Source organism: Nostoc sp. LPT, from assembly GCF_017115165.1.
Taxonomy (GTDB): domain Bacteria; phylum Cyanobacteriota; class Cyanobacteriia; order Cyanobacteriales; family Nostocaceae; genus Nostoc.
In genome coordinates, this window is the sequence record NZ_JABXKF010000184.1 from 61,971 (window position 1) to 74,392 (window position 12,422).

General features: G+C 43.4%; 12 protein-coding genes and 1 tRNA gene. 8 read left to right on the forward strand and 5 right to left on the reverse strand.

Features of this window, described 5'->3' with window-relative positions; all coding sequences use genetic code 11:
• Nucleotides 1-346 precede the first annotated feature (346 nt).
• The 4 genes from pds (at nt 347) to HWQ58_RS36635 (ending at nt 4,438) form a co-directional block, all read left to right on the forward strand.
• A complete protein-coding gene (gene pds / locus HWQ58_RS36620; protein ID WP_292873475.1) occupies nt 347-1,786 on the forward strand; it encodes a 15-cis-phytoene desaturase in 1,440 nt (479 codons plus the stop codon).
• Nucleotides 1,770-2,702, forward strand: coding sequence for a 15-cis-phytoene synthase CrtB (crtB, locus tag HWQ58_RS36625; protein ID WP_292873476.1), 933 nt, complete (start codon nt 1,770-1,772; stop codon nt 2,700-2,702). The genes pds and crtB overlap by 17 nt, the downstream gene beginning before the upstream one ends.
• 119 nt (nt 2,703-2,821) lie before the next feature.
• Nucleotides 2,822-2,913, forward strand: a tRNA-Ser gene (locus tag HWQ58_RS36630).
• A 202-nt stretch (nt 2,914-3,115) separates the two neighbouring features.
• Complete coding sequence (locus HWQ58_RS36635) at nt 3,116-4,438, forward strand: ABC transporter substrate-binding protein (protein ID WP_292873478.1); 1,323 nt, start codon at nt 3,116-3,118, stop codon at nt 4,436-4,438.
• Between the two features lie 56 nt (nt 4,439-4,494).
• On the opposite strand, the gene HWQ58_RS36640 is transcribed toward HWQ58_RS36635, so the two are convergent.
• On the reverse strand, nt 4,495-5,340 hold the full coding sequence (locus HWQ58_RS36640; protein ID WP_292873480.1) for a hypothetical protein: 846 nt from the start codon (nt 5,338-5,340) through the stop codon (nt 4,495-4,497).
• A gap of 524 nt (nt 5,341-5,864) precedes the next feature.
• On the opposite strand from HWQ58_RS36640, the gene HWQ58_RS36645 reads away from it, so the two are divergent.
• Complete coding sequence (locus HWQ58_RS36645; RefSeq protein ID WP_292873482.1) at nt 5,865-6,182, forward strand: hypothetical protein; 318 nt, start codon at nt 5,865-5,867, stop codon at nt 6,180-6,182.
• Nucleotides 6,183-6,395: 213 nt separating this feature from the next.
• A complete protein-coding gene (locus tag HWQ58_RS36650) occupies nt 6,396-8,123 on the forward strand; it encodes a succinate dehydrogenase/fumarate reductase flavoprotein subunit (RefSeq protein WP_292873484.1) in 1,728 nt (575 codons plus the stop codon).
• A gap of 82 nt (nt 8,124-8,205) precedes the next feature.
• On the opposite strand, the gene HWQ58_RS36655 is transcribed toward HWQ58_RS36650, so the two are convergent.
• Nucleotides 8,206-8,406, reverse strand: coding sequence for a hypothetical protein (locus HWQ58_RS36655; protein ID WP_292873486.1), 201 nt, complete (start codon nt 8,404-8,406; stop codon nt 8,206-8,208).
• A gap of 34 nt (nt 8,407-8,440) precedes the next feature.
• Entirely contained in the window at nt 8,441-8,632 is a 192-nt protein-coding gene (locus HWQ58_RS36660) for a hypothetical protein (protein WP_179065927.1), read from the reverse strand.
• A gap of 152 nt (nt 8,633-8,784) precedes the next feature.
• Between HWQ58_RS36660 and HWQ58_RS36665 the strand changes: the two genes are divergently transcribed.
• Both HWQ58_RS36665 and HWQ58_RS36670 read left to right on the forward strand, forming a co-directional pair.
• The gene (locus HWQ58_RS36665; RefSeq protein ID WP_292873490.1) at nt 8,785-8,994 is read left to right on the forward strand and encodes a hypothetical protein; all 210 of its coding nucleotides are present in this window, start codon (nt 8,785-8,787) and stop codon (nt 8,992-8,994) included.
• 255 nt (nt 8,995-9,249) lie between these two features.
• Entirely contained in the window at nt 9,250-9,432 is a 183-nt protein-coding gene (locus HWQ58_RS36670; RefSeq protein ID WP_292873492.1) for a DDE transposase family protein, read from the forward strand.
• Between the two features lie 79 nt (nt 9,433-9,511).
• Here the strand turns inward: HWQ58_RS36670 and ctpC are convergent, their stop codons facing one another.
• Nucleotides 9,512-10,795, reverse strand: coding sequence for a carboxyl-terminal processing protease CtpC (ctpC, locus tag HWQ58_RS36675; protein WP_292873494.1), 1,284 nt, complete (start codon nt 10,793-10,795; stop codon nt 9,512-9,514).
• A 283-nt stretch (nt 10,796-11,078) separates the two neighbouring features.
• Nucleotides 11,079-12,305: a (E)-4-hydroxy-3-methylbut-2-enyl-diphosphate synthase gene (gene ispG, locus HWQ58_RS36680; RefSeq protein ID WP_292873496.1), complete on the reverse strand. Its 1,227-nt coding sequence runs from the start codon at nt 12,303-12,305 to the stop codon at nt 11,079-11,081.
• Nucleotides 12,306-12,422: the final 117 nt, after the last annotated feature.

Sequence of the window (12,422 nt, forward strand, 5' to 3'; positions counted from 1 at the left end):
AAAGTAGTCCTTAAGTAATACTCTAGATATTTTTTCATACTAAATGCACAAATTAGCAAAGAAATCAACTACTTTAAGATCACTTTTGAAATTAGCTATTTTCAGTCAAAGGAAATACTTTTGTTTCCCGAAATCACTTGCATGTAAATATATATAAAGTGCACGCCGCAAGCTATTGCCAATAATGGTGATGGCAATTTATTTGGGCAGGTGCGCGTAGGTAAAATTCCCTTTGGCAAAAGTTTTTTGGGGAAGCGATCGCACAATAGCTGCCAAATGTAACGGATTGCAACGTATAATGAGAACGATAAAACGGTTAAGAAATATTGAAGAGCAGTAGGGTTACATGCGAGTAGCGATCGCGGGAGCGGGACTAGCAGGACTTTCCTGCGCGAAATATCTTACAGACGCAGGTCACACACCCATTGTCTTGGAACGTCAAGACGTTCTAGGCGGTAAAGTGGCTGCGTGGAAAGATGCTGATGGAGACTGGTACGAAACAGGTCTGCACATCTTTTTTGGCGCATATCCTAATATGTTGCAGTTATTCAAAGAGCTGGACATTGAAGATCGATTGCAGTGGAAAGAACACACAATGATCTTCAACCAGCCGGATGCACCAGGTACTTACAGTCGCTTTGATTTCCCAGATTTGCCAGCACCGATTAATGGTATAGTGGCAATTCTGCGAAACAACGACATGCTGACATGGCCAGAAAAAATCCGCTTTGGCATCGGATTATTGCCGGCCATGATTCAGGGGCAAAAGTACGTTGAAGAAATGGACAAATACTCCTGGACAGATTGGTTGCGTAAACACAACATTCCAGAACGGGTCAATAAAGAAGTTTTTATTGCCATGGCGAAGTCGCTGAACTTCATTGGCCCAGATGAAATTTCGGCAACCATTCTTTTAACTGCCCTCAATCGTTTCCTCCAGGAAAAAAAAGGCTCGAAAATGGCCTTTCTGGATGGTTCGCCAACAGAACGATTGTGTCAGCCCCTAGTGGATTACATCACCGAACGCGGTGGAAAAGTCCGCTTGAATGCCCCTTTAAAAGAGATTTTGCTAAACGCCGATGGTAGCGTCAAAGGATACTTGATTCGGGGGTTGAATGGAGAGGAAGATGAAGTTGTCACGGCGGATTTGTATGTATCTGCCATGCCGGTTGACCCTCTAAAGGTGATTTTGCCAGCACCTTGGAAGCAAATGGAGTTTTTCCAAAAGCTAGAAGGTTTGGAAGGCGTGCCTGTGATTAACCTGCATTTGTGGTTTGATCGTAAACTTACACAAATTGATCACTTGCTATTCTCGCGATCGCCCCTCCTAAGCGTTTATGCTGATATGAGCAATACCTGCCGTGAATACGCCAACCCCGACCGCTCGATGCTGGAATTAGTTCTAGCCCCGGCAAAAGATTGGATTGCCAAATCCGATGAGGAGATTGTGGCTGCAACTATTGCCGAGTTAGAAAAACTCTTCCCCGACCACTTTGGGGGAGACAATCCAGCAACATTGCTGAAATCTCATGTGGTGAAAACGCCCCGTTCAGTTTACAAAGCGACCCCTGGTCGTCAACAGTATCGTCCCTCGCAAACAACCCCCATTAGTAACTTCTATCTCAGCGGGGATTACACCATGCAACGCTACTTAGCAAGTATGGAAGGTGCCGTACTTTCTGGTAAGCTGACAGCGCAGGCGATTTCTGAGGCCCTCCCGGTAGCAAATTCCTCAAACCTGCAAACGCTCACCCGACCGCCCGCAACGAATGCTGCAACTGCCTGATTCCCCCCCGCGCATGAAAACGCTGGTCTCTGTAGACGAGTCATACAAACTTTGTCGGCATCTCACAGCAAAGTATGCCAAGACTTTTTACCTGGGTACTTTGCTTATGAGTCCGGTAAAACGTCAATCTATTTGGTCAATTTACGCTTGGTGTCGCCGTACAGATGAATTGGTGGATGGCCCTGCATCTGCTATTACCACGCCAGAAACCCTAGACCTATGGGAACAGCAGCTGGAATCGATTTTTGCGGGACGCCCATTAGAAAATTACGATGTAGCTTTAGTTGATACTCTCCAGCGCTTTCCGATGGACATTCAACCATTTCGGGATATGATTGCCGGTCAGCGCATGGACTTATATCGCAGTCGTTATGAAACCTTTGAGGAGTTATACCTCTACTGTTACCGTGTTGCTGGTACTGTCGGCTTAATGTCAACATCAGTTATGGGTGTGGATAACACCATATATGCAGCACCGTGGCAGCAAAATATCCAACCTTATGTTCCCACAGAAGAAGCGATCGCTCTCGGAATTGCCAATCAACTCACCAACATCCTGCGGGATGTGGGAGAAGATGCCAAACGGGGGCGGATCTACATTCCCCTTGAGGACTTGGCAAAATTCAACTATACCGAGCAAGACTTCTTCAAAGGCGTGGTAGATGAGCGTTGGCGGGCATTGATGCGCTTTCAAATTGACCGCGCCCGCCAATTTTACACCACATCCGACCGGGGAATTACTTATTTAGCATCCGATGCCCGTTGGCCTGTGTGGGCAGCATCAATGCTGTACGGTCAAATTTTGGAGGTGATTGAACGCAACGATTACGATGTCTTCGGTCAGCGGGCTTTCGTTCCCCAGTGGAAAAAGTTACGCACCTTGCCCATAGCTTGGATGCGATCGCAAGTTCTTTAAATAATTAGTCATTTGTCCCTAGTCCTTAGTCTTCAGTGTTTCATGAATAACTAATGACAAATGACAAATTACTATTGACTCTTCCCCACAAACCTGCTAACATTGATATTCGTGAGTCAGGAGAGGTGGCTGAGTGGTCGAAAGCGGCAGATTGCTAATCTGTTGTACGGCAGGCAACTCCGTACCGAGGGTTCGAATCCCTCCCTCTCCGTTTTCCAGGTTTTGATACACGGAGGATATTCTGTGTAGAAAAACAAATATTAATGCCAGTTAATGCCGAGTAAATACTCCTACTCCCAAAGATGGATGATATGATTTATCCTTTGAAGTCTTGATAAGATCCAGCTAAGTTATAAATCTAGTTTGGATCTTATTTTTAGGCTCCTAAGTATTTTGAGGAGTGAGAGTGATTTATGAAAAAAATTAGAACCGCCTTAGCCTTCAGTATAGCTACCTTAGCAACTGGATTTTTAGTTGGGGCTTGTGGTGATAATAGTACTCCCAACGGTGCAGCTAACAACGGAAGTATTTCTACCCCAGCGGCAAACTCAACTACTACAAGCAGTGCTAAAGGACTAAAAATTGGTTCACTGCTACCAACAACAGGCGACTTGGCTTCTGTAGGACAGCAGATGCTAGGTTCCGTTCCTTTACTTGTTGATACGGTCAACGCTTGCGGTGGAGTGAATGGCGAATCTGTTACTTTGGTGCAAGTAGACGACCAAACCGACCCGAAAGCTGGAGCCGCCGGTATGACCAAACTAGCAACTTTAGATAAAGTTGCAGGTGTTGTTGGTTCCTTTGCCAGTAGCGTTTCTAGTGCAGCAGTCTCCATTGCCACACCAAATAAAGTAATGCTGGTTTCTCCTGGTAGTACCAGTCCTGTATTTACCGAAAAGGCTCAAAAAGGCGACTATAAAGGCTTTTGGGCACGTACAGCCCCCCCCGATACATACCAAGCACTAGCTTTAGCCCAACTTGCCAGAAAAAAAGGTTTCAAGCGAGTTTCTACAGTCGTGATTAATAATGACTATGGCGTAGGGTTTGAAAAAGCATTCGTGCAAACTTTTGAAAAATTGGGTGGAACTATAGTTAATAAAGATAAGCCTGTCCGCTACGATCCAAAAGCCCAAACATTTGATACAGAAGCGGCTGCTGCTTTTGCTGGTAAGCCAGATGCAGTCTTGGCTGTACTCTATGCAGAAACTGGTAGTCTGTTCCTGAAAGCCGCCTATCAACAAGGTGTGGCAAAGGGAGTACAGATTCTGTTGACAGATGGGGTAAAATCACCGACTTTTCCCGAACAAGTTGGCAAAGGCGGTGATGGTAAATATATTTTAACAGGAGCGATCGGTACAGTACCGGGTTCCGATGGGAAAGCATTAGAAGCTTTCAACAAGCTGTGGAAAGATAAAAAGGGTGGTGCGCCAGGGGAATACGCTCCTCAAGCTTGGGATGCAGCTGCTTTATTGACATTGGCGGCGCAAGCTGCTGAGGAAAATACAGGCGTTGGTATAGCCAGCAAAATTCGGGAAGTTGCTGATGGGCCTGGCCCAGAAGTTACTGATGTCTGCGAGGGGCTGAAGTTACTTAAAGATGGTAAAAAAATTAACTACCAAGGAGCCAGCGGCAACGTAGATGTCGATGCTAACGGCGATGTCGTTGGTGTATACGATGTTTGGACAGTAGGAGACGATGGCACAATCAAGGTGATTGACAAAGTTACTCCTAAATAAAAACTAAGGAGTTATGAGTTATAAATTTAATCTTAATAACTCCTAACTCCTAATTCTTAAAGCCCGCTGAAGTTGTAACCAACTCCTAACAACAAGCCTACATCAGTTTCATCAAAAAATCCGGCATTTATAGCAGCTGTTGCCGTAAATTGAGAAGTTAAAGGCACATCAATGCCAGCAGATGCCAAAAAGGCAAATTGCGAATCATCACCAGTTTTATAAGCTGCACCCACTCCGACGTAAGGTGCGATCGCTAATGGTTCGCTAAAAGCATCTGCTGATTTGAAGGTAAAATCATAGGTGATCGGAAGTAAAATTGTGGTGTTATCCCCAAATACGGCTGAGGGTCGCACTGATATAGAATTTGTCAGTCCGATTTTGCTAACTACTGCAAAGTTACCATCGCCCAAAGACGTGTCACCACCACTCAAACCAATGTTAGCAGCGATCCCAAGATAGCTACTACCACCACTTGTAGTTCTACCTAAATCAATATTCGATTGCGCCACTTTGGTAGCAGATGGTTGAGCAGTAGCTTGAGAAGTTGGTTGTACAACAAATTCAGAGGTAAGCGTCGCAGATGAAGTCGCCACTGTGCCTGGAACGGGTGTCGGTGTTACACTGGCGTTTTCTTGTATCACAGTGTTGGGCAACTGCTCTACCTTAGTTAAATTTGTGACTGTAAAAGTCTTAGTTATTTCTGTAGAGAGATTTTGGCTTTCAGTGTCTATTTCTGGATTAAACTCGTTGGGAGACGCTACGGTTGCGGAAGGTTCAGTTAATGGCTGACTACTTACCTTGTCTACTGTCTGGGCGCTTGCAGATAAACCGCTACTCAGGAATGCAAGAGCAGCTAAACTTGGCAACCAAAAAACACCTTTATGAAGAAAAATAGTATTCACATTCACTCCTAAAACAATGTTGCCACGAAAGATAAAGGTTTTTGTTGATTTAGTCAACAAGTTCGGGCAATACTCAAAATTTAGCATCAAAAAATCGGTTTGACATCAAGCACTTTACTTGATTTCTCTAGTTAATATTTACTAGCAAAAAACTAAATACTATGGCAATCTTAAATTATTCGTGAGAAACAAGACCCCCGACAACTTTTACGACATTGGGAATCTGTGGGTTGCAATTTTCACAAGTTAAATAGAATTGCTAGATATTTATTTTGAATATCCTGAATTTGACAGATGACAAATAGTCTTTTTGCTTAAAACTAAGATAGTGTTTGTTAAGGAGGCGATCGCAATTGCGACCTCTCCGATGAAGGGAAGAAGTTTTTTAGCATAACTGCCTTGCCGCCAAAGGTAGCTAGATTGTGAAGTGATATTACAAAGCTTGCAAAAATATTTAGAAATTGCCTACAAGGCAAACATAGTTCTAACGTAGAACCTATTAGGAGAGACTTGAGGCAAATGTGATGAGCGACAATAATATTCAAAAGTATCGGTTTGTCTGTACCCTGACTTTCGGTGATATCTACGGTCAAATAATTGTTTGGTTGATTACAATTACCCTAAGTTTGGCATCAGCTTTGGCGCTGATGGGTGCCAAGCGGCCCGTGTACGCTTTAGCAACAGCAGGTCTTGTCGTTCTGCTATCGCTACCTTTCTTGTTGTTTGCGTTTGTCACTACCTTGTTAAATCATATTGAAGTCAGTCCTGTAGGGCCGGGAACCAAAATGGAACCTATACCAGGTAATGTGTCTCAGCAACAACCTGTACAAGCAACTAGCTAAAGAGTTAGGAGTTATGAGTTATGAGTTATAAGTCACTCTATCTGTGCCATAACTCTTTGTTTTTAACTTTTCACTCCTAATTTCAAAATTTTTTATAACGTCCCTGTCTATAAGCAGGGATTTTTTTGTAGAGATGCGACTGTTACAACGCACTAGCTGATTAATCACGTCTCTACAATAGAACAGCAGTGGTTTGCAATCAGGGGGCTAATTATGCTGGAACACGATGTGATTATTGTCGGGGGTGGATTGGCGGGATGTCGCGCTGCTGTAGAAATTGCCCGCACTGACCCTAGTTTAAATATTGCTGTGGTTGCCAAAACCCATCCAATTCGTTCTCACTCGGTTGCAGCTCAAGGTGGTATGGCTGCATCGCTGAAAAATGTTGATTCTGAAGATAGTTGGGAAGCACACGCTTTTGATACTGTCAAGGGTTCTGACTACTTGGCAGACCAAGATGCTGTAGCAATTCTCGCCCAAGAAGCGCCAGATGTGGTAATTGACTTGGAACATCTCGGCGTTTTGTTCTCTCGCTTACCCGATGGGCGCATTGCCCAAAGGGCTTTTGGCGGACATTCTCACAACCGCACTTGCTACGCTGCTGACAAAACAGGTCATGCGATTTTGCACGAATTGGTTAACAATTTGCGGCGTTATGGGGTGCAAGTTTACGAAGAGTGGTACGTAATGCGTCTTATTTTAGAAGAAAATGAGGCAAAGGGTGTGGTCATGTTCCATCTTTTGGATGGACATATAGAGGTGGTGCGGGCTAAGGCGGTGATGTTTGCCACAGGGGGCTATGGTCGCGTTTATAATACCACCTCTAATGATTACGCTTCTTCAGGTGATGGTTTAGCAATGACTGCGATCGCAGGTTTACCCCTTGAAGATATGGAATTTGTCCAGTTTCATCCTACTGGTTTATATCCGGTAGGGGTGCTGATTTCGGAAGCGGTACGGGGAGAAGGGGCGTATCTGATTAATAGTGAAGGCGATCGCTTCATGGCGAATTATGCACCCAGTCGCATGGAACTAGCTCCTCGTGATATTACCTCACGAGCGATCGCTTACGAAATTCGCGCCGGACGTGGTATTCATCTCAATGGAAGTGCTGGCGGCCCTTTTGTCTATCTGGATTTACGCCATTTAGGCAAAGAAAAAATTATGAGTCGTGTTCCCTTCTGTTGGGAAGAAGCCCATCGTTTAGTAGGTGTTGACGCAGTAACTCAACCAATGCCAGTCCGTCCGACAATTCACTATTGTATGGGTGGTATACCAGTGAACACCGATGGTCAAGTTCGTAGTAGTGGCGATGGTTTAGTTGATGCTTTCTTTGCTGCGGGTGAAACATCTTGTGTTTCCGTACATGGTGCAAATCGTTTGGGGAGTAATTCACTATTGGAATGTGTAGTTTATGGCAAGAGAACTGGGGCTGCGATCGCCAAATTTGTGCAAAAACGTAAGTTACCCTCTGTAGATGAGCAACGGTATGTAACAGAAGCCCAGCAACAAATTCAAGCTTTGCTAGAACAACCAGGACAGTACCGTATTAACCAAGTCCGTGAAGCTTTTCAGGATTGTATGACTGAGTACTGCGGTGTTTTCCGCACTCAGGCATTAATGACTGAAGGTTTAAAGAAACTAGAAGAAATACAACAAAAATATCCTCAAATTTATTTAGATGACAAAGGTAGTTGTTGGAATACAGAACTCGTAGAAGCCTTAGAGTTGCGAAGTTTAATGGTAGTGGGACAAACTATTTTGGCATCAGCTCTGAATCGCCAAGAAAGTCGTGGCGCTCATTTCCGCGAAGACTATTCCCAGCGAGATGATACGAACTTTCTCAAACACACAATGGCTTACTATTCACCAGCCGGAATTGATATTCAATATCGATCGGTGGCGATTACCATGTTTGAGCCAAAAGAGCGGAAGTATTAGCCAAAGGTAAATTTATATGAGAAATCGAGGGGACTGCAAAAATTTTGTCCACCTCGATTAAGAATATGAAATGATTAAGTTATCAATCAGAACCTAATTGTTTTTGAATCACAGCTATTATCTTTTCTTCCCAAGCCGGATCGTTTAATTTTATTGCAGCATCACGATGACGAGATTTTCGTCTATCCATATAAGCATAAAAGGCTTCCTTATCATCCTTGTGTGTAATAAAGTAACTCTTTAGCTCTTGGTCGCTCATTGCTGCATAGTTTACCTTATTCATAGTTCTACACTACATTCATGGTTCTATACTACATTCATGGTTCTATACTACCATCTGGCGTAATTTCTAGCTCTATTCCTTCATTTTGACCAGCTAATATAAATATATTGAGCGATCGTTCATCTAATCGCACGATGTGAATTGGCTGAAACATTACATTTGTAAGTTGATGGCAAAGTCTATATAAGGATTGTAGCTGTTCAACTCTTGGTTGTAGCTCGTCCATAAATTTTCTCTTTATAAATCTATATGTAACAAACTTAATAATATAAACTCATCCAGCGATGCTCTCATAGTTGTGATTCTCACATCCTATTTAGCATTCCAAATGAACTTCCCCTTCTCACCGGGTCAATATGGGAATTGGAAATTTGTTCTATGATGCAGAACCTCAACCAAATGACCAATACTGAATTAAAGCAGTATATTTCAAAACATAGAAATGAAGAAGAAGCGTTTCGGGCTGCATTGCAAGTTTTGATGAGTCGTTGTGACTGTGCTACACAACACCCTTATCCTTTCGATCTTGACAATCCTGAGAAAGAGGTAGAAGCCCTTTTAAAAGAGAAAATCAATCGAGCTAAGTGATTTCTATGGTTTATAGTTTAAATTGAGGCTTAGTACAGCTTTACATAAGTTCATAGCGAATTGACAGAGGAAAACTTTTGAGGCTAGGGTGAGCAACAGGAGTTGTCCTCAAGCATCCAAGATATGACTGGTCAGCAAAAAACCTACAGGATTCTACGATCGCACCTACAAAATGTAGGATTTAGCAGTAAGTGCGAAGATATTTTCTGTATGCCGTAAAATTCTTACTATAAAAACAAGATTTTTATTTAAAATATGAGCGATTTACAAACTTGGTATATTGTCAAGCGTTCTGGTGGAAACTGCGAAATTATCCCCAGTGACCAAGTTGGCGACAATAATTTAGAAATTCTAGAACAGTGGGGACCTTTTACGCAAGAAGAAGCGATCGCTCGACGTGTCGGACTTATTAGGGCTGGGAAGTGCCAACCAGTTTAAGCTAGGAGTTAGGTAGTTGACAGTGACGCTCTTTATTCCTAACTCCTTACGATTCACTCTTAACTTTATTCCTAACTCTTCATTTTTCTGCTGTAGGTGTTCCCTTAACAGCAATTTTTTTACCTATTACTTCCACCGCTTTAGCAAATTGAGGGTCTGCTAAAGTAGCTAATTTGTCACGTTCATGGAGCCACAAATCCTCCATCTGCTTTTTGGTCAAATCCACCTTCACATCTGGTGAAATGCCTTTGTGATTAATATCTGTACCATTGGGGGTATAGTAATGAGCAATTGTCACCGCCAATCCTGAACCATCTTCCAGGGGACGCACCGATTGCACTAGTCCCTTACCAAAGGTTTGAGTCCCGACCAAAGTAGCACGTTTATTATCCTGCAAAGCCCCTGAAAGGATTTCACTGGCACTAGCTGAACCTTTATCTACCAGCACCACCAATGGTTTATTAGTCAAGGCTCGTCCGTTTGCTTTTTCGTTTTCTGCCTCTCCTTGGCGTTCAACAGTGGAGACAATCTTACCTTTATCTATCCACATCCGGGCAATATCCACGCTGGAGAAAAGTAAGCCGCCTGGATTACCACGCAGATCGAGAATATATCCAGCTACCTTTTTGTTTTCTAAATTTTTGATGGCAGTTTGCATTTCTTTACCAGCATTGGCGCTGAACTGGTTCAAGCGAATGTAACCAAGATTGCCTGCTGGGGTTTTCTTTTCAGAAAACTTAACTGGATGGATTTCAATTCGCGCCCGTGTAATGTCAAATTGTTTTATCTGCTTGTCGCGCTGAATAGTCAAGTTGACTTTCGATCCTGCCTCACCCCTAATTAAGGATACTGCCTGATTGGTATCCATCCCCTTGGTATCTTTGCCGTTAATTTTGAGGATGATATCTTTTGCCAAAACACCAGCTTTAAAAGCTGGTGTATCCTCGATTGGCGCAATTACAACCAATTGCTTGGTTTTTTCATCCTGACCAATCGTGATCCCAATCCCTGTCAATTCTCCAGAGGTATCCACTTGCATATTCTTGAATTCCTCTGGATCCATAAACCTGGTGTAGGGATCTTCTAGCTTTTTCAGCATTTCCCGAATGGACTTATACGCATCCTGCGGATTACTGTAGGACTTGCTCAAGTATTCCTTACGAACAGCTTGCCAATCTACCTGATTAAAAGTACCGTCTACATATTGGCGCTGAACAATTTGCCAAACTTCATCTACTAATTCTTTGGGACTTGCTTTAAATAAAGCCTGACCTTGTGAGTGAATGCCAAGGCTAATAGCACCGAGCGTGGAGAGTGTTACTGCCGTAGCACCCAAAACAAGCCTACTTTTTGTAATCACCATAATGACAGCTGCATCAGAGGGAAAATTTATAGTCAGTAAGCTCAATCTAACACAGGCTACCACTTACAGACCAAGTATGTATTCTTAATTTGAACAAAATACTTGACATTCAGGCGATTTTGGTAGCTAAAAAATACAAAGTTTTTGGGAATGGGGCATTGGGCATGGGACAGAAGAGGCAGAGGGGCAGGGGGAAGGGTGCAGAGGAGAGGAATTTTCCCCCTGCTCCCTGCTCCCTCATCTCCCTCATCTCCCCACTGCTTCCTCTGCCCCTCTGCTCCCTTTAAGGTTCTACCCAGCGTTCATCTGCTTTAATGAGGCTAATTAATTCCTCTACACCTTTATCTTCTGGGACTTTTTTAATTTCTTCTCGACCACGATACAAAGAAATATAACCAGGTGTTTTACCAACATAACCATAGTCGGCATCTGCCATTTCTCCGGGGCCGTTGACAATACAACCCATAACTGCTATATCAAGCCCAGTCAAGTGTTTAGTAGCTTCCCGGACTTTGTGCAGCACTTCCTCTAGATTAAACAAAGTGCGTCCACAGGAAGGACAAGCGACGTATTCCACCATCGTTTTTCGTAATCCCAAAGCTTGGAGAATGCTGTAGCAGACAGGGATTTCTTTTTCTGGTGCTTCTGTAAGTGAGACGCGTATTGTATCACCAATGCCATCAGCAAGTAAGGTAGCAATACCTGCTGTAGATTTAATTCGCCCGTATTCGCCATCACCGGCTTCCGTAACGCCTAAATGTAACGGGTAATCCATACCCAGTTCATCCATGCGCTTGGCAATGAGGCGATAGGCGGCTACCATCACCGGGACTCGTGAGGCTTTCATGGAAATTACCAGGTTGTGGAAATCCAAAGATTCACAAATGCGAATGAATTCTATGGCAGATTCCACCATTCCTTCAGGGGTGTCACCGTAAGTAAATAGCATCCTCTCTGCGAGAGAACCGTGATTTACGCCAATTCGCATCGATTTCCCTTGATCGCGCAAAGAAACTACTAGAGGTTCTAAGGTTTCGCGTATTTTATCGCCAATTTCGTCAAATTCAGTTTTAGTATACTCAGTTCGATTGATGTTTGGTTTTTCAAACACATACAAGCCCGGATTAATCCGTACTTTCTCTATATGCTTGGCGACTTCCACGGCGATTTTCAGCCCATTATGATGGACATCAGCCACAACTGGCACGTCTTGGTAAGTTTTTATTAATTTTTGTTTAATTTCCCCTAAAGCTTTAGCATGAGCCATACTCGGCACTGTGACGCGGACAATTTCGCAGCCTATTTCGTGCAGACGACGAATAGCAGCTACGGAACCATCAATATCAAGAGTGTCTTCGTTAATCATTGACTGCACCACAACGGGGTAGCCACCGCCAATGGTGACATTTCCCACCTTTACAGGACGGGTTTTACGCCGCTTGATAGTTGTATCAAAGGTGGCTTGAGGTGATGTGATGCTTGAGGTGTTTACTGCGGGCAGAGTTTGCATAACCTGATTAGGTAAATTTGCTGTAGCTAAAATATCAGATTTAATAAATCTCTGTTTCCCAGATTGCCACAGCTAGTGCCTCTTTTGGACGATTCGCGTAGAAAAAAATGGAGAAAG